The 26,315-nt window shown below is 34.5% G+C and carries 17 protein-coding genes; 11 read left to right on the top strand and 6 right to left on the bottom strand.

What is annotated here, in order from left to right; all coding sequences use genetic code 11:
- Positions 1-296: 296 nt before the first annotated feature.
- From ACXHHC_RS07160 to ACXHHC_RS07130, 7 genes are all read left to right on the top strand, one after another.
- The gene (locus ACXHHC_RS07160; protein WP_458228951.1) at positions 297-3,311 is read left to right on the top strand and encodes a SusC/RagA family TonB-linked outer membrane protein; all 3,015 of its coding nucleotides are present in this window, start codon (positions 297-299) and stop codon (positions 3,309-3,311) included.
- Between the two features lie 11 nt (positions 3,312-3,322).
- Entirely contained in the window at positions 3,323-4,891 is a 1,569-nt protein-coding gene (locus tag ACXHHC_RS07155) for a RagB/SusD family nutrient uptake outer membrane protein (protein ID WP_458228950.1), read from the top strand.
- Between the two features lie 278 nt (positions 4,892-5,169).
- On the top strand, positions 5,170-6,930 hold the full coding sequence (locus ACXHHC_RS07150) for a glycoside hydrolase family 36 protein (protein ID WP_458228949.1): 1,761 nt from the start codon (positions 5,170-5,172) through the stop codon (positions 6,928-6,930).
- 7 nt (positions 6,931-6,937) lie between these two features.
- A complete protein-coding gene (locus tag ACXHHC_RS07145) occupies positions 6,938-8,593 on the top strand; it encodes a solute:sodium symporter family transporter (RefSeq protein WP_458228948.1) in 1,656 nt (551 codons plus the stop codon).
- Between the two features lie 44 nt (positions 8,594-8,637).
- Positions 8,638-11,808 (top strand): glycerol kinase GlpK, encoded by a 3,171-nt coding sequence (gene glpK, locus ACXHHC_RS07140; RefSeq protein WP_458228947.1) that lies wholly within the window; start codon positions 8,638-8,640, stop codon positions 11,806-11,808.
- Between the two features lie 243 nt (positions 11,809-12,051).
- Positions 12,052-13,194, top strand: a complete 1,143-nt coding sequence (locus ACXHHC_RS07135; protein ID WP_458228946.1) for a sterol desaturase family protein — start codon at positions 12,052-12,054, stop codon at positions 13,192-13,194.
- 25 nt (positions 13,195-13,219) lie between these two features.
- Positions 13,220-13,570, top strand: a complete 351-nt coding sequence (locus tag ACXHHC_RS07130) for a hypothetical protein (protein WP_458228945.1) — start codon at positions 13,220-13,222, stop codon at positions 13,568-13,570.
- A gap of 1 nt (position 13,571) precedes the next feature.
- Here ACXHHC_RS07130 and ACXHHC_RS07125 read toward each other — a convergent pair whose 3' ends face one another.
- Both ACXHHC_RS07125 and ACXHHC_RS07120 read right to left on the bottom strand, forming a co-directional pair.
- Positions 13,572-14,315, bottom strand: a complete 744-nt coding sequence (locus ACXHHC_RS07125) for a LytR/AlgR family response regulator transcription factor (RefSeq protein ID WP_458228944.1) — start codon at positions 14,313-14,315, stop codon at positions 13,572-13,574.
- Positions 14,316-14,317: 2 nt separating this feature from the next.
- Positions 14,318-15,361 (bottom strand): sensor histidine kinase, encoded by a 1,044-nt coding sequence (locus ACXHHC_RS07120; RefSeq protein ID WP_458228943.1) that lies wholly within the window; start codon positions 15,359-15,361, stop codon positions 14,318-14,320.
- Positions 15,362-15,614: 253 nt separating this feature from the next.
- On the opposite strand from ACXHHC_RS07120, the gene ACXHHC_RS07115 reads away from it, so the two are divergent.
- From ACXHHC_RS07115 to ACXHHC_RS07105, 3 genes are all read left to right on the top strand, one after another.
- Entirely contained in the window at positions 15,615-17,990 is a 2,376-nt protein-coding gene (locus ACXHHC_RS07115; protein WP_458228942.1) for a TonB-dependent receptor, read from the top strand.
- Positions 17,991-18,076: 86 nt separating this feature from the next.
- Entirely contained in the window at positions 18,077-19,099 is a 1,023-nt protein-coding gene (gene ruvB, locus ACXHHC_RS07110; protein ID WP_458228941.1) for a Holliday junction branch migration DNA helicase RuvB, read from the top strand.
- A gap of 3 nt (positions 19,100-19,102) precedes the next feature.
- On the top strand, positions 19,103-20,827 hold the full coding sequence (locus ACXHHC_RS07105; RefSeq protein WP_458228940.1) for a SulP family inorganic anion transporter: 1,725 nt from the start codon (positions 19,103-19,105) through the stop codon (positions 20,825-20,827).
- On the opposite strand, the gene ACXHHC_RS07100 is transcribed toward ACXHHC_RS07105, so the two are convergent.
- Positions 20,824-22,326, bottom strand: coding sequence for a DUF4301 family protein (locus ACXHHC_RS07100; protein WP_458228939.1), 1,503 nt, complete (start codon positions 22,324-22,326; stop codon positions 20,824-20,826). The genes ACXHHC_RS07105 and ACXHHC_RS07100 overlap by 4 nt on opposite strands.
- A gap of 202 nt (positions 22,327-22,528) precedes the next feature.
- On the bottom strand, positions 22,529-23,140 hold the full coding sequence (locus tag ACXHHC_RS07095) for a 4'-phosphopantetheinyl transferase family protein (protein ID WP_458228938.1): 612 nt from the start codon (positions 23,138-23,140) through the stop codon (positions 22,529-22,531).
- Positions 23,141-23,205: 65 nt separating this feature from the next.
- Here ACXHHC_RS07095 and ahcY point away from each other — a divergent pair, with 65 nt between their 5' ends.
- Positions 23,206-24,519, top strand: coding sequence for an adenosylhomocysteinase (gene ahcY, locus ACXHHC_RS07090; protein WP_458228937.1), 1,314 nt, complete (start codon positions 23,206-23,208; stop codon positions 24,517-24,519).
- A 175-nt stretch (positions 24,520-24,694) separates the two neighbouring features.
- Here the strand turns inward: ahcY and ACXHHC_RS07085 are convergent, their stop codons facing one another.
- Positions 24,695-25,669, bottom strand: a complete 975-nt coding sequence (locus tag ACXHHC_RS07085) for a transketolase family protein (RefSeq protein WP_458228936.1) — start codon at positions 25,667-25,669, stop codon at positions 24,695-24,697.
- A gap of 61 nt (positions 25,670-25,730) precedes the next feature.
- Positions 25,731-26,309 (bottom strand): Maf family nucleotide pyrophosphatase, encoded by a 579-nt coding sequence (locus ACXHHC_RS07080; RefSeq protein ID WP_458228935.1) that lies wholly within the window; start codon positions 26,307-26,309, stop codon positions 25,731-25,733.
- Positions 26,310-26,315 lie beyond the last annotated feature (6 nt).

Genomic DNA, 26,315 nt, shown 5'->3' with positions numbered 1-26,315 from the left:
CAATTTAGATCGGTAAAATCCCTTTTTTTAGATCTAAAATCTCCTTTTTTTATTTTTTTTTGAAAAAAACAAACTGTGATACAGTGTGCTACAATTGTAGTGTTTTCCTAGGTTTGTTTTAATTATTATATCTGTTTTTTTACAAGGTTTATATTTTGTTTTATTCAATATATGTCTAATGTATTGAAAATATAACATTTATGTGTATATTTGTAAAAGTAGCACACTGTATCACAGTTTGCGATTTTGAAGCAGCTATCAAAAAAAAACTAATTATTAACTAAAAATTAACTAAAATGGATAACAAGATACTCAAGCAACTCCTTTTTGCAGTTATACTGTTGGTAGGATTTGGGGTTAGTGCACAAACTACTGTAACAGGTACTGTTAGTGATACTGATTTTCCTTTACCAGGGGTAAGTGTAATTATCAAAGGGACTACACAAGGAGTTACCACAGATTTCGATGGGAATTTTGAGCTTCCTTCAGTAAAAAAAGGAGATGTAATTGTTTTTGATTACATCGGTTTTAAAAAGAAAGAGATTACATTCAATAATCAAAAAAAATTAGTCGTACAGTTAGAGGCTGATGCAGAAGCTTTAGATGCTGTAGTGTTAGTGGGATATGGTACTACTAGTAAAAAAACAGCAACTAGTGCGGTAGCAACTGTTAAAGGATCGGATGTTGTGAATACCATTGCAGCAAACCCTACAAATGCATTACAAGGAAAGTTGTCAGGTATTCAGGTAGAGGCACCGGGAGGACAACCAGGAGGATCTCCAAACGTATTTATTCGTGGTATTAGTTCTTTAAGTAATGCCAATCCGTTGTATGTAGTAGATGGTTTATTCGTAGACAATATGGATTACGTAAACCCTAAGGATATTAAAGATATTTCTGTATTAAAAGATGCAGCTGCAGCCGCAATTTATGGATCTAGAGCCGCAAATGGGGTGGTTTTAATTACAACAAATCACGGAACTAAAAACAAAGATTTAAAAGTAACTTTTAACTCAAGAATTGGTATTGATACTCCAAGTAATCGTTTAGATTTTATCAATGGAGAACAATATACGAGTTATTTAAACCAGCGTTTTGTAAACGATGGTTCTACGGAGAGTGTTACTTGGAATGGTGTTAACACAGACTGGCAAGACAAATCGTTACAAAACGGAATTGTAGAAGATTACGGATTGTCTATTTCAGGTGGAGGAGAAAATTCATCTTACTATGGATCTTTTAATTACTTTAACCAAGATGGTATCTTAATAGGTTCTGGATTTAGAAGATTAAATGCAAGATTTAATTCTCAACATCAAATAGATAAAGTAAAAATTACCCACTCATTAGGGTTGGCAGAAGGGAAGTTGCAAAACAATAATTGGTTTGGTTTCGATGCCGTTACTGCTCCAACAGTTGCTTTTAACGATCCTAATAATGCAGCAGGATTTGGAAGTATTGTAGATCCTATTCATGGACCAGGAGGTTTAAACCAATATGCACTGGCAACTATGGAGGAGAATTTGCAAACTACTAGAACTGCATTTTCTACTTTAAAATTAGATTACGAGGTAAACGAGAATTTAAAGGTGTCTGGTAATTTTGGTGTGGATTATAGAAATGTAAACGTATTTCAGTTTACACCTACATTTCAGTTAACAGATCCAGACAATGCCATTGACCCTATTAGAAACTTAAATGTGGCCAATGATTTAACAAATTATACGCAAGAGAATATCAACTTATTATTCGAGCCTACAATTTCGTATGACAAAACATTTGCAGAGAAGCATCAGATATCCGCAGTATTAGGACATACCCGATTTGTAGAAACACAAAACGGAAGTGGATTGTACGGAGAAGGAACTCCTTCTAACGATGTAAAAGTTGCAAACAACATTAGAGAGGTTGTACGTGCATTGGGTGTAGATAATACAGCAGTATTAATGTCGTACTTTACTAGATTGAACTATTCTTATGATGAAAAGTATTTATTCTCTGCAACCGTAAGACGTGATGCTTCATCAAGATTTGCGAAAGAAAACAGAGTGGGGTATTTCCCAGCAGTTTCTGGAGCTTGGAACATTTCTAGCGAAGAGTTTTTTGATTCTGAAGTAGTAGATTTCTTAAAGTTAAGAGTTTCTTATGGAGAATTAGGATCTTATCCTACAACGTTCTATCCAACGCAAGGAGTTTTTGGAAATCAATCAGCAACAAGTTTTGGAGGAATAAACTCAAGAGGTATTGCTCAGTTGGCTTTAGCAGATCCTAATTTGGTTTGGGAAACTACAAAGACGTTTGATGTAGGGGTAGACATTGCCATGTTTGACAATGCATTAAAATTTACAGCAGATTACTATACTAAGAATATTGATGATGCCATTGTACCAATTAATTTGCCATCTACATCTGGGGTGAGTTTACCAGTAGTAAGAAACGCAGGTACGATTGTAAATAACGGTTTTGAATTTGAATTGAGTTATAAAAAATCAGAAGGTGATTTTAAATACTCTATTGGGACAAACTTCTCATTCAACTTAAAAATGGAAGCAGGAGATATTCCAGCAACCATCTTAGGACCTGGTATTGACGAAGATTTACGTGTAGTAAACAGAACAGAAGCAAACGCTCCAGTAGGTGCATTCTACGGATACGTAGTAGAGGATAGAGTAGATCCTGCAACGGGAGATTTTGTAAGAGTAGATACAAACGGAGATGGAAATGTTGATGAGAATGACATTACTATGATTGGAGATCCTACACCAGATTTTACTTACGGTTTAAACTTAAAAGGAGAATACAAAAACTTTGATTTAGCCTTAAACTTTAATGGGGTTTACGGAAATGAAATTTACAATGTAGGACGTTACTACAACATTTTCTGGCAAGATGGAGGTAAGTTGTCTGATGTATTAAATTCTTGGACACCAACCAACACAAATACCAATATTCCAAAAGCAACCATTACAGATGCAGGAGGGAATAGAGCTCCGTCATCATTCTTTGTAGAAGATGGTTCTTACTTAAGATTAAAGAATATTGAATTAGGATACAACTTTAAAGATCAAATTGAAAAGTTAAACTGGATAGATGATTTAAGAGTTTCTGTAAACGTGCAAAACGTATTTGTTTTAACAGATTACAGTGGTTATGATCCTGATGTGGCTTCTGCAAGTGGAGGACGTTCTAATGTAAACTCGGGAGTTCCTGGTATTAGAGGTGCAGTAAACCCATTATTAACAAGAGGGTTAGATTTAAGAGCATATCCAAATGCACGTACGTTTAGTTTAGGAATTAAAGCAACCTTTTAAAAAGTAAAGTCATGAGAAAATATAAAAACATAAAATCTATAGGTATTGCCTTACTTTCGGTGCTAACATTATCTACCGGATGTTCAGAAGATGCTTTAGATCAGGTAAATAATAATGCAGTGTCTACTGCAAACTTTGGAACTTCTGCTGCGCAAGTTAAAGAGGCAGTAAGTGGAGCTTTTCACCCAATTACAGGAACTTTTTTCTGGGGTAGAATTATTCACACAGGTGCTTTGTTAAGATCGGACGAGTTTAATGTGTTTCCATTTGGTAGTAACACGGCAATGTCTACTTTCTTGGGAGCTCCTGGAGACAGATGGGCAACAGAGCCTTGGCAAGAATTATACAAGTCTATTTTTAGATGTAACAACATTATTATCAATACATCAGAAACAGCATTGTCTACAGACGATTATAATAAGTTGGTAGGACAAGCATACTTCTTAAGAGCTTTTGATTATTGGTATTTATTAAACTTATATGGAAATGTGCCCTTGGTAACAGAGATGCCAGATTTAAATAATTTATTGGTAGATCAAGCAGCTAAAGAGGATGTGTGGAACCAAGTTATAAGCGATTTAGAGAAAGCAGAAACCATGTTACCAGAATCTTGGTCTGGAGAAGACGTTGGTAGGGTAACAAGTGGAGCTGCAACAGCGTTAAAAGGGAAGAGTTATTTGTACCAACAAAAATGGAAAGAAGCACACGAAGCTTTGGCTACACTAGTTGGTAAGTATACTTTGTTGTCTGGAGCTGATTACGGACAGAACTTTGGAATTACAAATGAGAACAACAGTGAGTCCGTTTTTGAATTACAATTCTTAGGACAGTCAACTTTTGTATGGGGAACTGATATTCCTTTAGCAGGAACTATGGGGAACTACCATATTGATTATGCTCCACCAACAAAGTCACCTGATAAGAGTCATGTTGTTAATCCTTGGTTAAAGAAGTTGTTTGAGGATAACGGAGATGTGTTTAGAAGAAATGCAACATTGGCATATGATTATGTAGGTTCTACAGGGTATGGAGGAACAAATTATACAACAGATTTTGCAGGAGATATTACTGCTGCTACCGATGCTGGTGTAGAGCCAATTTTCTCTAAAAAATATTCAGGAATGGATATTGGAACAAGGTCAAATGTAGCTTTACTAGGAGAAAATGTTGGGAACAATTGGCGAATTATTCGTTACGCAGATGTGTTGTTAATGTTGGCAGAAGCTTTAAATGAAGACAACCAAACAGGAAATGCAATTCCGTATATCAACCAAGTGAGAACAAGAGCAGGAATAGCGGCTACAACAGCAACTTCTCAGACAGATGTAAGACAGGCAATTATTGAGGAGCGTGCTATGGAGTTGGCAGGAGAAGGACATCGTTTCTTTGATTTGGTTCGTTGGGGGTTAGCAGATGACTACTTGGGAGCAACATCATTACACGTTAGTGGAGGAGCACAAACAAATCATCCAAAATCTTTAAGTGGAGGTGCTTTTACTTCTAACAGAGACGAGCTTATTTGGATTCCGAATTCGGAAAGAGATGCAAATCCAAATTTAGATCAGAACCCAGGATATTAATTTGAGTTAGTTTCATAAATGTTTTACCAAGGTCAGGTATAAGAACTTGGCCTTGGTATTTTAAAACGCTAATCAACATCATTCAGATCTTTCCTTACAAAGATCATTTTAAACCAAAACACTAAAAAATACAAAAACCACAGAATTACTTCTGTTGTATTAGGTGGCCATTACTCTTGCTAAAAGAGTCGTATAATCAGTAACAAATCAATTAAGAAATAAAAGCATTAAGAAATAATCAATAAGCAACCATTTTTTAGAATTTAAAAGAGAAGAGAATGATTAAAGATACCATACATATTTTAGAGAACGATATAGAAATCATTGGTGGAGGAGAAGGAAAAAAGGTTACAATTACCCCCCTTTTTCAAGTAGAATCGGTTTCTGTTTTTGATATTCATATAAAGTCACAAGAAGTAAAACCATTGACTTTACAGTGGAAGGTACCAGCATACAACGTAAAAGGAACTTGGAAACCAACTACGGATTTTGCCAAGAGAATTATGGCCGATTGGGAGTTGGACCATATGGAGTCTAGAATTTCTATTGATGCTCCTGTTGTTAGTTTGTTTGGGCATGATGATAGTAATAGAATGACTTTTGCTTGTTCTAATGCTATTAATAAGTTGGAGTTAAATGCAAGAATTCGTGAGGAGAATGATATGTACTATTGTTTTGTAACCTTGTTTACGGAACCAACAGAGTTAGAGAAAGATTTTTCTATGCAATTGCGCATAGATACTAGAGATATCCACTTTTCAGAGTCTATAAAAGAAGTAGCCTCTTGGTGGGAAACATTTGAGGAACTAAAACCTACTCCAGTTCCCGAAATTGCAACAATGCCATTGTATTCTACTTGGTATAATTTTCATCAGAATTTAGATGAAGAATCATTGATAGAAGAGTGCAAATTGGCTTATGACTTAGGGTACAGAGCTATTATTATAGACGATGGTTGGCAGACAAAAGATGACAACCGTGGATATGATTTTACTGGTGACTGGAAACCCGAAAGACTAAACAAAACCAAAGAATTCGTTGATGCCGTGCATGCAACGGGAATGAAAGTAGGTTTTTGGTACTCGGTACCTTTTTGTGGAAAAAAATCAGAAGCTTATCCTAAGTTTAAAGATAAACTCTTAACAGACGACCACAGATGGGCTCCTGTTTTTGATCCACGATATCCAGAAGTAAGACAATATTTGATTGATATCTATAAATCTGCTTTGGTGGAATGGGGTTTAGATGGTTTTAAGCTAGATTTTATTGATGATTTCAGGTTTTACCCACAAACCAAAGCAGAAAAATCAGATGAAATGGATTATGAATCCATTAACGAAGCTGTTGATCGTTTATTAACGGATGTAATTACTACGTTAAGAGCCATCAATCCAGATGTGTTTATAGAGTTTAGGCAAAAGTATACGGGGCCAGCCATGCGAAAGTATGGAAACATGTTTCGTGCTTTTGATTGTCCAGGAGATGCAGTTATGAATCGAATTCGTATTGCAGATATTAAGATGTTAGCAGGAAACACAGCAGTACATTCAGATATGATTACTTGGCATAAAGAAGAGACGGTTGAAGTAGCAGCATTGCAAATGGTAAATACCTTGTTTGGAGTGCCTCAAATCTCTATCTTGTTAAAAGATTATCCTCAGGATCATATCAATATGGTACGTTTTTATACACAGTATTGGAACGAGAATAGAGCGTTGATTACTACAGGAAATCTAACCGCTTTTAATCCATTAGCGAATTACCCAATTAAGCAAGTTGTAAAGTCTAACAAAATGTTGTTAGGAGTTTTTGATGATTCATTAGCACCTGTAAAACACAAAGTAGACTCATTAGATATATTAAACGGAAAATTAACGAACAAGTTGATTTTAGAACTTGGTGAGGATTTTGGAACGTATTCAGGTATCGTTTACGATTGTGAAGGAAGGATAGTTAAAGAGGACGATTACAAATTAGCACAAGGAGTATGTAGTATTGATGTTCCTGCTTGTGGTTTGATTAGATTAACTAAAAAATAATAAAATTATGGATGTATTATCTATCGTATCGTTTGTAGGGTTTACTGCATTAGTAGCTTTTATAGCGTGGTATGCTACAAGAAAAACAGATGAAAAATCTGCCGATGGTTATTATCTAGGAGGAAGAAGTTTAGGGGCAATTACTATTGCAGGGTCATTGTTACTAACCAACTTATCTGCAGAGCAAATAGTGGGGTTAAACGGTCAATCTTTTGCGCAAGGTATTTTGGTAATGGCCTGGGAGACTTTAGCGGCTATTTCTATGATAGTAACGGCAATTTATTTGTTACCCAAATACATGCGATCGGGTATTACAACCATACCTCAATTTATTCATGAACGTTTTGATGCTACTTCAAAATCTATTTTATCGATTTTGTTTTTAGTAGCTTTTGGAGTCGTGCTATTACCAACCATTTTATATTCTGGTTCTTTAGCATTTAGTACCATGTTCGATTTGCCTGAAGCTTTAGGAATGTCACAATCTTCAGTTATATGGATTTGTGTGTTATCTATAGGTACCATTGGTTCTATATATGCCATTTTTGGAGGATTAAAAGCAGTAGCAGTATCAGATTTAGTAAATGCTATTGGTTTGTTAATAGGAGGATTATTAATTCCAATATTTGGATTAATGCTTATTGGAGACGGAAGTGTTTCTAACGGATTGGATGAACTATGGACAGCAAACCCAGAAAAGTTCAATGCCAAAGGAGAGGTTGATTCTTTTATACCTTTTGGTACCATCTTTACAGGTATGATGATTGCCCAAATGTATTATTGGGGAACCAATCAATCCATTTTACAACGTGTCTTTGGTGCAAAAAGTTTAGCCGAAGGACAAAAGGGGATGATTTTAGCCGGGTTTGTAAAGTTTTTAATACCAATTATAGTCGTACTTCCAGGAGTAATAGCTTGGCATATTTTCGGAAATGATTTGGCAAATCCAGATCAAGCCTATCCTGCTTTGGTTAAAAAAGTATTACCGGCAGCCTTTCTAGGTTTTTTTGCAGCCGTATTGTTTGGAGCGGTATTGAGTTCTTTTAATAGTTTGTTAAACAGTAGTTCTACATTATTTGGTGTGGATTTATACAGACAATACTTTAACAAGAACGCCTCTGAACTACAAATGGTAAAAGCGGGTAAAGTATTTGGAATGTTTTTAGCCATTGTATCTATGAGTATTGCACCCTTTATTGCCAATGCTCCAGATGGATTGTTTTCCTACATTCAAGAGTCTTTAGGAAGTTTAAGTGTGCCAATTTTGGCTGTAGTAACCGTGGGTATGGCCACCAAAAAAGTGCCTGCTTTAGCAGCAAAATTAGTATTAACTATAGGGGTGTTATTGTATTTGGTGAGTCAGTTTGTATTGAGTCCTTACTTTATAGAAACAGCACTATCTGAAGCTGCAGTAAATGGAATTACAAACGCTAAAGAGTTGAGCATTATAAAAGCAAAAGCGTATCCACACTTTTTACATGTTATGGGAATTCTATTTGTTTTAAATGTAGGCTTTATGTTGGTAATGGGAAAACTATATCCTAATAAAAAGATGTATCAGCCAAAGGTTACAGATGAAATAGAAATCATCCCTTGGAAATATGCTAAAGTAGTCGGTTTAGTAATCACAATTTTAGTACTAAGTACTTATTTGATTTTTTAAGAAATAGAATTCATACAACGTTAAACATTTAAAAGTTTAAGGAAATGGAAAAAAAATATATACTAGCCTTCGATCAAGGAACAACCAGTACAAGAACTGTGGTTTTTGATTTGCAAGGAAAAATACAAGCAATAGCGCAAAAGGAATTAACGCAACACTATCCGCAATCTGGATGGGTAGAGCACAATCCAATGGATATTTATAGGGATCAGTTGGAAACTTTTGAGCAAGCAATGAATGATTTGGGAATTCAGCCAGAAGAGATTATTTCTGTAGGGATTACCAACCAGAGAGAAACTACCGTTGTTTGGGATAGAGCTACTGGAGAGCCTATTTACAATGCCATTGTTTGGTTAGATAAACGTACAGCAGATATCTGTGAAGAATTCAAGCTAATGGGCTTGTCCGATTATGTAAAGGAAAATACAGGTTTGGTGTTGGATGCTTATTTTTCTGGAACTAAAATTAAATGGATTTTAGACAATGTAGAAGGAGCAAAAGAGAAGGCTAAGAATGGAGATTTGTGTTTTGGAACCATAGATTCTTGGTTGATTTACAAATTAACCAACGGTAAAAAACATGTAACAGATTATACCAATGCATCTAGAACCTTAATCTATAATATCAACAGATTGGAGTGGGACGATATTATGCTGGAGCAATTAGGGATTCCAAAATCTATGTTGCCAAGTGTACAAAGTTCTTCTTCGGATTTTGGAAATATTGAATTTAATGGAACTGAAATTCCAATTTATGGAGTAGCAGGAGATCAGCAAGCTGCATTGTTTGGGCAAGGAGGTTTTAAATCTGGAATTGCTAAAAATACCTATGGAACAGGATGTTTTATGTTGTTGAATATTGGAGAAAATCAGGTGGTCTCTAAAAAAGGATTGTTAACCACATTAACTTGTTCTTTAGATTCAGAGCCTGTAAACTATGCTTTAGAAGGAAGTATTTTTGTGGGAGGAGCTTCGGTTCAGTGGTTAAGAGATCAAATGAAGTTAATTAACAGTGCTCAAGAAACCGAGGAAATATGCAATAGCATTCCACCATTAAAAGATATTTATGTTGTTCCTGCCTTTGCTGGTTTGGGAGCTCCTTATTGGGATGGAAAGGCCAAAGGAAGTATTTATGGAATGACCTTAGATACAGGAAGGAAAGAATTGATAAAAGCAACTGTAGATGCCTTGGCTTATCAAACAAAAGATGTGATAGATGCCATGATTGAAGATAGTGGTAAAGAAATTATTACGTTAAAAGTAGATGGAGGTGCGAGTGCGAATAATTACTTAATGCAATTTCAGTCGGATATTTTAGATGTTGAGGTGGATCGTCCAAAAAATATTGAAGTAACTGCTTTTGGAGCAGCTTATTTAGCGGGAATAAAAGCAGGAGTTTGGGACAGAAGAGATGTAGATATTATACGCGAAGTAGATACTGTATTTAAACCTAAGATGGAGACAGGTTTAAGAAAGGTAAAGTACGCGGGCTGGGTAAAAGCAGTAGAAAAAACCATGACACAAAAGAAGAAGAAAAACAAAGACAAAACAGTCCGTTTTTCGGTGTTAGATAGAAAAAAGCAATTAAAAAAGGCTGTAAATAAAAGGTTCGATTTAATTGTTATTGGAGGTGGAGTTACAGGGGCTGGTATTGTACTAGATGCTGCTTCTAGAGGTTTGGATGTGTGTTTGATAGAGAAAAATGATTTTGCATCGGGAACAAGTAATAAGTCTACCAAGTTGATTCATGGAGGACTAAGGTATCTAAAACAACTAGAGATTGGTTTGGTAAGAGAATCAGGATCAGAAAGAGCCATTGTGCACAAGCTAGCCCCGCATTTGGTTTTACCAGAAAAAATGTTATTGCCTTTAATTGAAGGGGGAACCTATGGTAAAATGATGACTTCTATTGGGTTAAAAGTCTACGATATGTTGGCCAATGTGGATGGAGATGATAGACGTAGAATGTTAGATAAGGAGTCTACCATGGAAAAAGAACCTATGTTAGATGAAAGTACGGTTTTAGGAAGTGGATACTATGCAGAGTATAGAACCGATGATGCTCGTTTAACGATTGAAATTATTAAAAGAGCGGCTGAATACGGAGCTACTATTCTGAATTATTGCGAGATGGAATCGTTCTTATATGGTAGCGATGGAAAAATTGAAAGTTTAAACTGTGTAGATCATAACACAGGAAAGAAAATTAATATTTGTGCCAGGAATTATGTTTCGGCTACTGGACCTTGGGTAGATGTACTTCGTAGAAAAGACGAATCTATGAATAACAAACATTTGCATTTAACCAAAGGGGTTCATATTGTTTTTCCTTACGAAAAATTACCGATTAATCAGTCAGTATATTTTGATGTAGAGGATGGAAGAATGGTCTTTGCGATTCCGAGAGGAAGGTGCACGTACGTAGGAACAACAGATACCAATTATTATGGAAGTTTAGATAGAGTAGTGGCAACACAAGAGGATGCAGAGTATTTGTTAAAAGCAACCAATCATACGTTCCCAGGAGTAGATTTAACTATAGACGATATAGAATCTAACTGGGCAGGTCTAAGACCGTTAATTCACGAAGAGGAAAAAGATCCATCAGAATTGTCTAGAAAAGACGAGTTGTTTATTTCCGACTCTGGTTTAATTTCTATAGCAGGAGGTAAATTAACAGGGTATAGAAGAATGGCTCATCGAGTAATAGATGCTGTTTTAAAGAATGTATCAGAAAGCACAAAGGAACAATTGCAATCTTCTTTTACTGATAAAATTCCTTTGGTAACTCCAATGTTAAGTTCGTCTGAAGAAGTAGAAGCCTATCAGCAAAAATTAACAGAGGATTTAAAGAGTAAGGGCATAGAGAATGATTACCATGCTTGGTATTTGTGTACTACCTATGGTAAGAAAGCGAATGATATCATAGAAAAAATGGATTTCTTTATTGGAAAGAATCCTGTAGAGAATTTAATAAGAGCTGAGCTTTGGTATGCAGTAAATTTTGAAATGGCAAATGGATTGGCAGACTTCTTTGTAAGAAGAACCGGACGTATGTATTTTAACATTCCTAGTGTAGAAGAGTTTTTAGAAATAGCATTAAGAGATTTTATAAAGTATTTGGATTGGGATGAGCGTAGAATTGCTCGTGAAAGAGAGGTGATTGATATGCTGCTTGCTGATGCAAAAACGTATTACGATAAAGAGTTTGAATAGTTTATTTCGTTGTTAACTGACAATCATGTTTATGTAAGTGTTTAGTTTATTTTAAGTTTAACATGAATTGTGTAACCTGTAGGAGAAATCTTGCAGGTTTTTTTGTTTTTAGTTGTTTGTATATTAGTGTTTTAGTTTTGTGTTGGGTGTTTAAGTGTAACAATAATGCAATGTAAACTTATGATTTACGTCATTTAAGGTGGTATAGTATTTGTTAACTTTGTTCAATAAAATTTTAAGACGATGAAGGAAGAAATTTCTTTAATGCCTAAAGATGATAATGCAGGATTATTTATTGCAATATCGATTGTTATGTTTGTGTTGGGGTTGGAGTATATGGCAGCCAGAAGAAAAGGAAAGAAGATTTTTAGGTTTGAAAATACCATAGCTAATATTTCTATGGGGATTTTTGATAGAATAGCAGGAGTCTTTATGGTGCCAATTATCTTCTATTATTTCCATTTTCTATATGAGAATTTTGCTGTTTTCTCGATTCCAGAAACAACTTCTTGGTTTTTGGTAGCCGTACTTTGTTCCGATTTTACTTGGTATTTCTATCATAAATCGGGGCATAGGATAAATTTGTTTTGGGGAGCTCATATTATACATCATCAAAGTGAAGATTACAATTACACAGTAGCTTTTAATCTAACTCCGTTTCAGGTTTTTGTGCGTGTCATGTTCTGGTCTGTAATGCCAATTTTAGGGTTTAGTGCAGAGACGGTTCTAAAAACACATTTAGTAATAGGACTGTATCAGTTTTTGTTACATAGCCCTTTAATTCCTAAGCTAGGGGTATTAGAAGAATTTATGGTTACACCTTCTCATCATAGAGTGCATCATGGTAGTAACGAAAAATATTTAGATAAAAATTACGGAGGGGTTTTAATTATTTGGGATCGTTTGTTTGGAACTTTTCAGAGAGAAGACGAGGCTGTTAGCTATGGAATCACAAAAGACATCAACTCAAGAGGTTTTTTAACAGGAGTGTTTCATTATTATGGGAACTTGATTTACTTAATGAAGCAAATGCCAACTTTTACAGGGAAGATGAATGTCTTGTTTAAAGGACCCGATTGGGTGCCAGTAACAGGAGAGTTAGAGCACTTGCCGTTATATGTAGATAAAGGAACTTATCAATATAAAGAGTATACTAAGCCAGAGAAATACTACATTGTAGGTAGTTTAATTTTAACGATTGTAGTCCTTGGTTTTATGTCTGCATACATTACTTCTTTTACCACGTTTGGCCTAGAAATTACAACCATTTTTATTTTAACGACATTAGTAACGTTGGGTAGAATGATGGAGAAGCAACCAGTGTTAAAATTAGAGTTGTTTAAGTATATATTAACCATAGCATATGTAGGTTATTTACTATTGTAATAATCTACTTTATAAAATTGAAATGATGAGAAAAATAATTTTAGTGTTGATTTTATTAGTCTCAGTATCAGGAACTTTATTGGCTCAAGAGGTTAGTTCTGTTGAAAAATACATAATTGAAGAATCGATAGGAGGGAAATTAGATTTTAAAAAGGTTTTAGAGGCTGATGGCAAGGCAAATACATTAATAGCATTTGATGGAGTGGCTTATAGTGTTGAAAGTTATGCTATTCTTCTTTGGGGGCAGTCGGTTAAAAAAATAGGAATTGGTTCCTATAAAAAAGCGAAATCTTTGTGGGAAAAAATATATCAAAAGAAACTATCAAAATATCAAACAAAAGCTTTGAAAAAAGGGTATAAACTAAAAATACAGTAGGTTACAAATCCAACCATTTTTTAAATTTTGTAGTTCTTTCTCTAGCCACAATAACTTGTTCTTCAGTTTTTGGAACCAGTTTTAATAAAAGTCTACTGTTAAAATAACTATGAATTTCTTTTACAGCTCTTACACTCACTATAAATTTTCTATTGATTCGATAAAAATCAATAGGGTCTAAAATTTCATCTAATTGATCTAGGGTGTATTCAATAGGGTACTTTTTGTTTTCGTTGGTAACCAAAAAAATACTTCCTTCGTTAGATTCAAAATAGGCAATGTCGTCAATTTTTAAAACAGAATATTGATTTCCAATTTTAATCATAAACCTACGTTTGTATTCTTTTTTAAATAAAGACTTTACATTTTCTGATGTGGTTTGAGGTTGAGCGACGTTTTTTTGAAACTTTTTTAAAGCTTTTTGCAAATCGCTTTTGTCAATAGGTTTTAGTAAATAATCAACACCATTGTATTTAAATCCTCTAATGGCATATTCGTTATAAGCTGTGGTAAATATAATAGGGCAATGTTCCTCAAAATCGTCAATGATGTCAAAGCCATAACCATCGTTTAGCTGAATGTCTAGGAATATTAAGTCAGGCATTTTATTTTTAGAGAACCATTCTTTTCCTTGTTCAACCGAATTTAGATGCGCTAAAATATGAATCTCAGGAGCTAGTTGAGAAATAAGGCTAGCCAATCTCTCGGCTGCAATTTTTTCATCTTCTATTATAATAGCATTCATTTTTAATGTATTAAAGGGATTTGTATGGAGTAGAAATTTTCATCAACAGCTACAATAACTTGTTCACTGGTATGAAAGGAGTATCGCTTCTTAATATTTTCTATGCCCATGCAGGTAGTTTTTTCTTTATGTTCTCTAAGCTGAATGTTGTTTTTTATGCTTATCGTTTTGTTATCATTAGAGGTAATCTCTATATGTAAAGGTTTTTGTGGCGAATACACATTGTGTTTTAATGCGTTTTCTAATAACATTTGTAGACTTAGTGTAGGTATTTTATAATGATGATTTTTTGGATCAATGTTTATGTTTATTCTAAGCGCTTCGGAATGTCTAATGGTCATCATAAAAATAAAAGAATCTAAGAAAGAAAGTTCTTGTGCCAGGGCTATTACATCTTTTTCTTGATGGTCCAAAATATATCGATAACAAGAGGCTAGCCTACTTACAAAATCTGCTGCCAAATCTCTGTCTTGATACATAAGAGAAGTCAATGTGTTTAGACTGTTAAACAAAAAGTGAGGACTTATCTGGTCTTTTAGGGATTGGTATTGAGAGGCCATTAATTCTTTTTTTAATTGAGCCATTTTAAGATCCAACTCCTTTTTCTGATTTAAGAAAAAATATAAAAGATTAAAGACAATTACACAAAACCCGAGTAAGATTGCTCTAAAAAAGTCTTTTCTAAATTGTAACCATAGATCTGCATCTTTTCCTAGGCAATGTAGGTCAAAAACAAAAAGAGAAATATAGTATACAGTTGCGGCTACTGGAACTAAAAGAAGCATGTTTAAGCCTAAAGTTTTTAGAGCAGTATTTATGTTTAGTTCCTCGCAATTGTTCTTAAAGGACTTCCTAATAAACCAATCATTAGATTCCCAAGTAAACATAAAAAGGAAAAAAGCACTGATAAAATAGAACATAGAAATTCTATTTATAGCAAGAGGTTCTCCATCTGGATCCATGGTGAATTTAACCATGTAAAAAACAAAAACTACAACCGTAAGTCGTAGTAGGAATTTTTTTAGATATGAAGTGCTTTTTTTCATGATAAAGCCATTGAGAAATTTAAAATTAGTAAAAAGTATTGGGGCGTTCCATTAGAAAATATTGAAATGTAAAACTAATTTGTCAATTGTATAAAACAGAGTCTGAATTGTTTTTTAGTTTTGGTGCGTGGGGTCTTTTGTTAGAGTTGTAAGATATGACATTAGAGATGGTAAAACGACGTTCTAGCATTTTGCGTTAGAAACAAAAAGGGCATATGCGCATTTTTGCTGTGAATTAAAAAAATAATTTAAAATGAAAAAAACAGTTAAGTTCCTGTTTCTATTGATGGGTTTTAGTGTGTTGGCACAAACAGGAACTATAAGAGGTGTTGTAAAAGACAAACAATCTGAAATGTCTTTAATGGGAGCTTCTGTCCAGTTGTTAGATGATGCTACAAAAGGAACTTTAACAGACGAGGATGGTTTTTTTGCCCTAGAGAACATACCTGTGGGAAGACATGCGTTAAAAATTTCGTTTATAGGTTACGAAAGTTTTACTTTGCCAACGATAGAGGTTACATCGGGTAAAGATGTTTCCTTAAATATACATTTACAAGAAGCCTTTGAAAGTTTAGAAGGAGTTGTTTTAGTGGCTAAAAAGAACAAAGCAAAAGCATTGAACCAGATGGCTTCTATTTCTGCAAGACAATTTAGTGTAGATGAGGTAACTCGTTTTTCTGGAGGTAGAAGCGATGTGGGGCGTTTGGCAGCTAACTTTGCCGGAGTTTCCTCTCCAGACGATAGTAGAAACGATATTGTAGTAAGAGGAAATTCTCCTACAGGACTTTTGTGGCGATTAGAAGGAATTCCAATTCCAAGCCCTAATCATTATTCTACTACAGGAACAACAGGAGGTCCCGTTTCTGCACTGAATTCAAATATGTTACGAAGTTCAGACTTTTTAACTTCTGCTTTTCCATCGGAATATGGGAATGCGTTGGGAGGTGTTTTCGATTTAGGATTGAGAAAAGGAAATAAGGACAAGTATGAGTTTACAGGTCAGATAGGAGCTTTTACAGGACTTGAAGCCATGGCAGAAGGACCGTTTGGGAAAAATAAGGGCTCGTTTTTAGTTGCAGCTAGGTATTCTTTAGTTGGCTTGTTGGGAGTAGGAGCAGGAGGAACTTCTGCAACACCTAATTATAAAGATCTTTCTTTTAATATTGATTTTGGTAAGAGCAAATTTGGAAATTTCCAGTTGTTTGGAATTTTGGCAGACTCAGACATTACCTTTTTAGGAGATGAAATAAATGAAGATGATTTATTTGCTGCTACTGATGAAGATTCATTTGTGACTTCTGGTTTTGGGGTTATAGGAATCAAACATCAAATTAATTTAACTGAGTCTACTTTCTTAAGAACTATTGTGGCGAACACTTACAATAAAAATACATTCATCGCAGACAGAGCAGTTGATATGAGTGATTTGGATAACAAAATTCGATACTCAGATTTTAACGATAAGGAAACAAGATATACGCTGTCTACTTTGGTGAATTCTAAGTTGAGTAAAAAAGTGACTCTAAGAGCTGGTGTGGTTGTAGAAAATTACAAAATAAGATTAGTAAATAAAGATAGGTATGAGCAGGATGATACTAACGGAGATGGAAATCCTGATTTATTTACGTATAGAGATACAGATGAAGATGTTTATATAACGCAACCTTTTATCCAGTCAAGGATAAGATTAACGGAGCACTTGACTCTAAATACTGGAATTCATGCACAACATAGTAGCTTAAGCAATCAGTTTGTTGTGGAGCCTAGAGTAGGAGCGAATTATAAATTAGGAAGACATCAGTTTAGTGCGGGGTACGGACTGCATCACCAACCCATAGCTTTACCTCTTTTATTAGTAAACGAAGATGTTGATGGGGAGTTAGTACAAACGAATAAGGATTTAGATTTTGTACGTAGCCATCATTATGTATTGGGGTACGATGTGCGATTGAGAAATAGTTGGAGAGCAAAATTAGAATTATATTATCAAAGTATACAAAAAGCAGGTGTAGAGCAAAATTCATCGAGTTATTCTACTTTAACAGAAGGGACAGGCTTTGGTTTCTCAGGCGATAGAACTTCTTTAGTAAGTGAAGGAACAGGAACCAACAAGGGAGTTGAAATCACAGTTGAGAAGTTTTTCACCAAAGGGTATTATGCTTTGTTTACAGCTTCGTTCTTTGAAAGTAAGTATAAAGGGAGCGATGGAATTGAAAGGAATACACCTTTTAACAATCAACGAGTCCTAAATTTATTAGGAGGGAAAGAGTTTAAAATAGGAAAAGATGGAAGAAAAATATTGTTTGCAGATACAAAAGTAACGTACGCAGGAGGTAGATTTTATACCCCTATTGATTTAGCAGCATCGCAAGCCGCTGGTTTTGAACAAACCATAGATGATGAGGCTTTTAGTTTGCAAAACAAAGATTACTTTCGTTGGGATTTAAAATTTGGTATGAAATTAAATAGCAAAACAAAGAAACAATCGCATCAGTTTTATTTCGATTTGCAAAACGTAACTGCTAACGAGAATATTTTTGCCAGACGTTACAATCGAATCACAAATGAGGTGAATCAGGTGAATCAAATCGGTTTTTTCCCAGATGTAGGGTATAAATTCCAGTTTTAATCAAAATATAAAAGATAAAGAGGGGCTAATTTAGCTCCTCTTTTTTTATGTATATAGCTTATATTTGTAGGTAGAACGACTTACCGATGAACGAAAACTTAAACCCAGATAACACTAATTTTTCTAATGATGAGATAGATGTAGAAAAAAAACTACGTCCACTATCTTTTGATGATTTTACAGGTCAGGAACAAGCCATAGAAAATTTAAAAATATTTGTAGAGGCTGCTAATTTAAGAGGAGAAGCTTTGGATCATACCTTGTTCCATGGACCTCCCGGATTAGGAAAAACAACGTTGGCTCATATTTTAGCAAATGAGTTAAATGCAGGTATTAAAGTTACTTCGGGGCCTGTGTTAGATAAGCCAGGAGATTTGGCAGGTTTGTTAACAGGGTTAGACGAGCGTGATGTTTTGTTTATTGATGAAATTCATAGACTAAGTCCTATTGTAGAAGAGTACTTGTACTCTGCTATGGAAGATTTTAAGATTGATATCATGATCGAGTCGGGACCTAATGCACGTACGGTTCAAATCAACTTAGAGCCGTTTACTTTAATTGGAGCAACTACACGTTCAGGTTTATTAACGGCACCAATGCGTGCTCGTTTTGGTATCTCTAGTAGATTACAATATTATGACACAGAGTTGCTAAGTACTATTGTACAACGAAGTGCTAAAATTTTAAATACACCTATTACTATGGAAGCTGCAATAGAAATTGCAGGACGTAGTCGTGGTACTCCTCGTATTGCCAATGCCTTATTAAGAAGGGTAAGAGATTTTGCTCAGATAAAAGGAAATGGTAGCATTACCGTAGAAATAGCCAGGTTTGGATTAAAAGCATTAAATGTAGATGCTTTTGGTTTGGATGAGATGGATAATAAAATTCTAACTACTATTATAGAAAAATTTAAAGGAGGACCTGTTGGAATTAGTACTTTGGCTACAGCTGTTAGCGAGAATGCTGAGACGATAGAGGAGGTTTATGAACCTTTTTTAATTCAACAAGGTTTTATTATTAGAACTCCAAGAGGTAGGGAAGTAACAGAGTTGGCATATAAACATTTAGATATTTCAAAACCTACCAGTCAAGGAGAATTATTTTAGCCTATGAAAACATGGATTCCTATTTTAGAATGGTTGCCTAAGTACAATGTTAAGCAGAACTTAAAAGCGGATATTGTAGGAGGAATTACAGTGGGAGTTGTTCTAATACCTCAAGGAATTGCCTATGCGTTAATTGCTGGATTGCCACCAATATATGGGTTGTATAGTGCATTGTTACCACAGTTTATGTATTTGCTGTTTGGTACTTCGCAGAGAGTAGCAGTAGGGCCTGTAGCAATGGATTCTTTAATTGTAGCTGCTGGTGTGTCTACCTTGGCTTTAGGAGGAACAGATGCTTATGTAACTTTGGCCATTTTGTTGGCCTTTTGTGTAGGGATTATTCAGTTTTTATTGGGAGTAGGTAAGCTAGGTTTTATCGTCAATTTTTTATCCAAACCAGTAATTAGCGGATTTAGTTCTGCCGCGGCTATTGTAATCGGAATCAACCAGTTTAAAAATTTGTCTGGAATTCCAATTCCAAGGAGCAATCGTTTGCAAGAAATTCTCTTTTCGTTGGTACAGCAAATAGACAAAGTAGAGTTTCAAACTTTGTGTATTGGATTGGTGACAGTGGCTATTCTGTTTGCAATTAAACTCACAAAATCTAAATTACCAGGGCCTTTATTTGTTGTAGTTGTCGGAATTTTAGGTTTGCACTTTTTTCATGCTTTTTTGCCAAATGTTGAAGTGTTACAAGACATTCCCTCTGGTTTGCCTTCTTTTCAGTTTCCTGTTATTACACTAAAGACTATATCGGATTTATTTCCTATTGCATTGACTTTGGCAATTATAGGTTTTTTAGAGACAATCTCTATTGGAAAAGCATTGGAGAAAAACACAGACGATGTCTTGATATCTCCCAACAAAGAATTAATTGCTTTAGGGATGATGAATATGTTTGGAGCTCTATTTAAATCGTACCCAACAACTGCCAGTTTTTCAAGATCTGCAGTAAATGATGATGCAGGATCTAGAACCGGTTTGGCAGCATTATTTTCTATGTTGGTTTTGGTATTAGTGCTACTTTTTTTAACTCCTTATTTTTATTATTTGCCTAAGGCTGTATTGGCAGGAATCATTATTGTTTCGGTAATTAAGTTGGTTAATTATAAAGAAGCTATCCGATTGTGGAAATTAAATAAAAGTGATTTCTGGATGCTAGTAGCTACTTTCTCTGGAACTTTGTTTTTAGGAATTAAAGAAGGAATTGTTATCGGAGTCGTGCTTTCATTGGTGATGTTGATTGCTAGAACATCGAGACCTCATGTAGCAGTTTTAGGTAGAATTCCAGCTACTAAAATATTTAGGAATATAGATAGGTTTGATGCAGTAGAGGTAGATGATGAGATTTTAATCTTACGATTTGATGCGCGAATATATTTTGCGAATTCTGATTATTTTAGGGATGTGGTTCAGACAGAGGCTCAAAAGAAAGGAGAAACGTTAAAATTGATTCTCTTAGATTTTGAATGTGTAAATGGTGTGGATAGTACCGCAATTCAAATGTTAGAGTCTGTTACCGATTTTTATGAAGACAAAGAAATAGATGTGTTCTTTTCGAATGTAAAAGGGCCTGTGAGAGATATGCTTTCTAAAAGCAAAATTGTTGATAAAGTTGGCTTTGAAAAGTTCTTTATCAACAATCATGATGGTGTTACCTATTTTAAAACAGGTAAACTAGACAGGCAACAAGACCTGTCTAATTATATTGGTCAAACCAATGCTTAAGCTTGGTGCATTGGAGATAATAAATCCGTAACAGATTTTACAGGGTTAAAAGTTTCGATAGGTACTTCTACAAAAACAGACAACCAATCGTGCATAGCACCGTTCCATAAACCAGGTAATTCTAACCCTTTAACACCTACACCTTTCACGGTCTTGTCGGTAATAAATACCGCATCGTGGTTTACATATTGTGTTAGATCAAATTTATTTCCTTCAAAGTCTCTAACAGAGCATACAATATCTACAGGGTTAAAGTGTGTAGCATTGTACATAATCTCTTTTTGTTTAGGATCTTCTTTATCTATCTGTGCACTCTCTATAATTTGCAGAGAAGTTTTAGCAATTGCTCCTTCTTCGTTTGTCTGAATCCAGAAAGGACCACCTCCGGCATCCCCTTGGTTTTTAATCATTCCACAAACACGTAAAGGTCTATTTAAGAAAGTTATTAAGCAGTCAATTCCGCATTCTTCGTTTAAATCAATAAAGAAGTTCTCCATTAAAAAGAAACGTATTTCTTGCAAGTCTGCTTCTTCTGGAGTTTCTTTTAAACTCTTTAAGTATCCAAATATTTTTTCTTGTAAGAATAACAACTTACCACCTAATACTTGTTTGTACTTAATGGTTTCCTCCATATGATTTTGATGACTAACATTGTCTATGTTTTTTACAAAGATCAAATCAGCATCAATCTCATTTAAGTTTTCTATTAAAGCACCATGTCCTCCGGCTCTAAACAAATAGTTACCATCTTCGTCTTTAAATGGAGTATTGTCGTAGTTTAAGGCAATAGTATCTGTACTTGGCTTTTGAATAGAATATGTTAAGTTAAAAGTAATTCCAGAATCTGCGTAGTTAGAAGCTACATAGTCTTCTGCATCTTTTTTAAATTTTTCAAGAAAATCTGGACTAACTGTAAAGTGAATATTTACACTTTGATTTTTGCTGATAGCATAGTAATACCCTTCGTCTATTTGTTCTTCTAAAGCAGACTTATTATCTATGTCGTATTGGTGAAATTTAATTAATCCTTTAGGAGTTTTCTGAAAGTTTAATCCCTTTTCACTTAAAATAAAATACAAGAAAGTTAACTTGTTTGTTAAGTTGTCAAGTTTTTTTATTTCTGGATGAGCTTGATTGAACTCAATGATAATGTCTTTGTAAAAAGGAAACTTGTGTAAGTTATTAAAAAAGTACTTGGCCATTGGGTTTAAAGTTTTAGTGTGGTAAAACTCTGCCAAACCTTTAAACATTCTAGAAGCTAATCCTGAGGCTGGTGTAAACTTGTGAATTTCTATTTCAGATTGTTTTAAGTTATAGATATTCATAAACTTACTTCTGTCATAGCTGTTGATTTCTACAATCCCATCACCAACGGTTGCTATTCTGTCTAACTCTATTGTAGGGGTACCTTTAACAAAAGCCAACATTTGTTGAGCTAACATCTCCTTAGTAATTCCTCTTTTGTCAATTTCTTCTCTCAGTTTTGGTTCTAACCTCATCCTTTTTTTAATATTTGTTAATAACATTTTTTCTAATGTTATGCTTATTTGGGGATCGAATAAACAAACACAACAACAATATTAATCATTCTTAGAGGAATAACCACCTGTTAAAAACTATGTTTTTGTAAAACTTTTAACATGTAATGATAAGAAAATGTTAACTACTGGTAGGTAAAAAAGAATAAACAAATGTTGGTGTTTATTCAGTGGCTATAGACATAGAGTAGTCTTCTAGCTGAAAAAAGAACAAATTGCAATCTAATTTTAATTCCGGAGTCTCAATTCTACCTTTTCCTATATTCGGATTTCTAGACAGAATTTTTAAGTCATTTTTAAAGCTCATTCCGCCACAAGGGTGAATTTTAAACATGGATTCCTTGGCTGCCCAAATATGTGTTAATTGTTGAATGAACTCTTTTTCGGCCAAGTCTTTTTGAATAAAATCAGTAAACCGATGTTTTATGACATTTATTTTAGGTCTGTTTTTTTCAATATCAATTCCTACTTGACAGTTAGAAATTACAATTGCAGAAAAATCAAAAGAGTGGGTAATAGAAATATTCTGGTTGTTTTTTAGCAAGGGTTTTCCACACTCGTTGTAATAAAGATCATTGTCTGTTAGGTTGATTTGCTTTAAAAGATGACGAATACTCAAGAAACCTTTTTGATGTGGGATAGATTTCATCGAGTTTAATCTATCTAGACTGTTTTTAGATAAGTAAACATCCTTTAAGAAATCTAGACTCTCGGTTATTTTCCACACAAAAATGGTGGTGTTTTGAGTGATTTCTATTGTTTTAAATAAAGGCATTTATAATAGTAAGGATTTCGTAAATTTGCAGTCTAATAGTTACAATACACAAAGATACTAATAATATGAGTTTAGAGACAACATACGTTCCTTACAAAGTAAAAGATATTTCTTTGGCAGAATGGGGTAGAAAAGAAATCCATTTAGCTGAGGCTGAAATGCCAGGGTTAATGAGTATTAGAGAAGAGTACAAAGGGCAAAAGCCTTTAGCAGGTGCTAGAATTGCAGGGTGTTTACACATGACAATTCAGACAGCTGTTTTAATAGAGACTTTAGTGGATTTAGGAGCTGAGGTTACTTGGTCTTCTTGTAATATTTTTTCTACACAAGATCAGGCTGCTGCTGCAATTGCTGCTGCTGGTATTCCTGTGTATGCATGGAAAGGATTAAACGAAGAAGAGTTTGATTGGTGTATAGAGCAAACTATCTTTTTTGGAGAGGATAGAAAACCATTGAACTTAATCTTAGATGATGGTGGAGATTTAACAAATATGGTGTTGGATAAATATCCTGAGTTAGTTGCTGGAATTAAAGGTTTGTCTGAAGAAACGACTACTGGAGTTCACCGTTTAATAGAACGTGTTAAAGCTGGAACTTTACCAATGCCTGCGATTAATGTGAACGATTCTGTTACAAAATCTAAGTTTGATAACAAATATGGTTGTAAAGAATCTGCAGTAGATGCAATTCGTAGAGCAACAGATGTAATGATGGCAGGTAAAGTAGCTGTTGTTGCTGGTTATGGTGATGTAGGTAAAGGTTCTGCTGCATCTTTACAAGGAGCTGGAGCTAGAGTTATTGTTACCGAAATAGATCCAATTTGTGCTTTACAAGCTGCAATGGACGGTTTTGAGGTTAAGAAAATGGACGATGCTATTAAGCGTGCAGATATTGTTATTACAACAACTGGTAATAAAGATATTATTGTAGATCGTCATTTTAAATCGTTAAAAGACAAGGCAATTGTTTGTAATATTGGTCACTTTGATAATGAGATTGATATGGCATGGTTAAATGAAAACTATGGAGATACCAAAGTTGAAATTAAACCACAAGTAGATCAATACACAATTGATGGGAAAGAGTTTTTAGTGTTGGCAGAAGGACGTTTGGTAAACTTAGGATGTGCAACAGGACATCCAAGTTTTGTAATGTCTAACTCGTTTACAAACCAAACTTTGGCTCAGTTAGAATTATGGAATAATTCTGAGGCTTATGGAAATGATGTTTATACATTGCCTAAGCATTTAGATGAAAAAGTGGCTCGTTTACACTTGGCTAAAATTGGTGTAGAATTAGATGTTTTATCAGAAGACCAGGCTAAATATATTGGTGTTACTGTAGAAGGTCCATTTAAGCCAGAGTATTACAGATATTAATAATAAGTTTATGTGTTTAGACGAGCAATCGTTTAGATAGAGTAAATTTTATATAAAATAAGAAACCTCGCAATTAGCGAGGTTTTTTTATGGTGTACTATTTTCTATGTCATAAAAAAAGCTGTGATAAAAATCACAGCTTTGATATATTATAACTAAGAGTAAATAGGTTTTGTTACCCTTTTCTCTGAATTGCTTTTTGAGCAGCTTCTACAACAGCAGCAGCGTTTAATCCGTATTTGTCCATTAATTGAGCAGGTGTACCAGATTCTCCAAAAGTATCATTAGTAGCAACAAACTCTTGTGGTGCAGGAGTGTTTAATGCCAATGTTCTAGCAACACTTTCTCCTAAACCTCCTAAGAAATTATGCTCTTCTGCAGTAACTACACATCCTGTTTTAGCAACAGATTTTAAGATAATTTCTTCGTCTAATGGTTTAATAGTGTGAATGTTGATTACTTCAGCACTAATTCCTTTAGCTTCTAATTCTTCAGCAGCTTGTAAAGATTCCCATACCAAGTGACCTGTAGCAATGATGGTTACATCAGTTCCTTCTGTCATTTGAATACCTTTACCAATTTCGAATTTATTTTCGTGAGCAGTATCAGTATATTTAGGCATGTAAATTGGAACTACTGGTCTACCAAAACGTAAGTAAACAGGACCTTCGTATTCAGCAATTGCAATAGTTGCAGCTTCTGTTTGATTGTAGTCACAAGGGTTAATTACTGTCATACCAGGTAACATTTTCATCAAACCTAAGTCTTCTAAGATTTGGTGAGTAGCACCATCTTCTCCTAAAGTTAAACCTGCGTGAGAAGCACATATTTTAACGTTCTTATCAGAATAAGCGATAGATTGTCTAATTTGATCGTAAACACGACCTGTAGAGAATCCTGCGAAAGTTCCAGTAAAAGGAATTTTTCCACCAATTGTTAATCCTGCAGCAATTCCCATCATGTTAGCTTCTGCAATACCAATTTGGAAAAATCTCTCTGGGTTTTCTTTAATAAACTCTCCCATTTTTAAAGATCCAACTAAATCTGCACATAAAGCAACAACATTAGGGTTTGTTCTCCCTAAGTGTGCTAAACCAGCACCAAAACCAGAACGAGTATCTTTCTTCTCTGTGTACGTATATTTTTTCATTTTAGATATCTAACGTTTAATCGACGACAAAAGTAATAATTTTATGCCGCCAATAAGTGTTTTATAAAAAGTTTTTAAGCTCTTGGTATAACTTACTTGTAGGGAGTCCTACAACATTGGTGTAACTACCTTCTATTTTAGATACGGCAATCAATCCAATCCATTCTTGAATTCCATAACTTCCTGCTTTGTCAAAAGGTTCGTAGTGGTTTACATAGAAGTTAATTTCATCCTTATCAAGCTCATCAACAAAAACTTTTGTAGCTACTGTAAAGCAGTGTGTTTTTTTTATTGTAGAAAGACAGACAGAAGTAATTACTTCGTGAGAACTACCCGATAGGTTTTCTAAAATACGAATGGCATCGTCTTTATCCGTTGGTTTTCCCAATGCCTGACCATCAAACCAAACAATTGTATCTGAGGTTATTAAAAGTTCGTTGTTTTCTACGCCAATGTTAAAGGCTTTTTGTTTTGCTAAGAACTCCGTTACATCTCCACGGGTTAAGTGGTGAGGGTAGATTTCTTCTGCTTCAGAAGTTTTTACATCAAACGGGATGTTTAGGTCTTTTAAAAATTGTTGTCTTCTAGGCGATTTAGATCCTAAAATAATTTTATGACTACTTAGTAGTTTTTGTAACATATAGAA

Source organism: Wenyingzhuangia sp. IMCC45574, from assembly GCF_054182685.1.
This window is presented reverse-complemented; position numbering and strand designations above follow the sequence as displayed.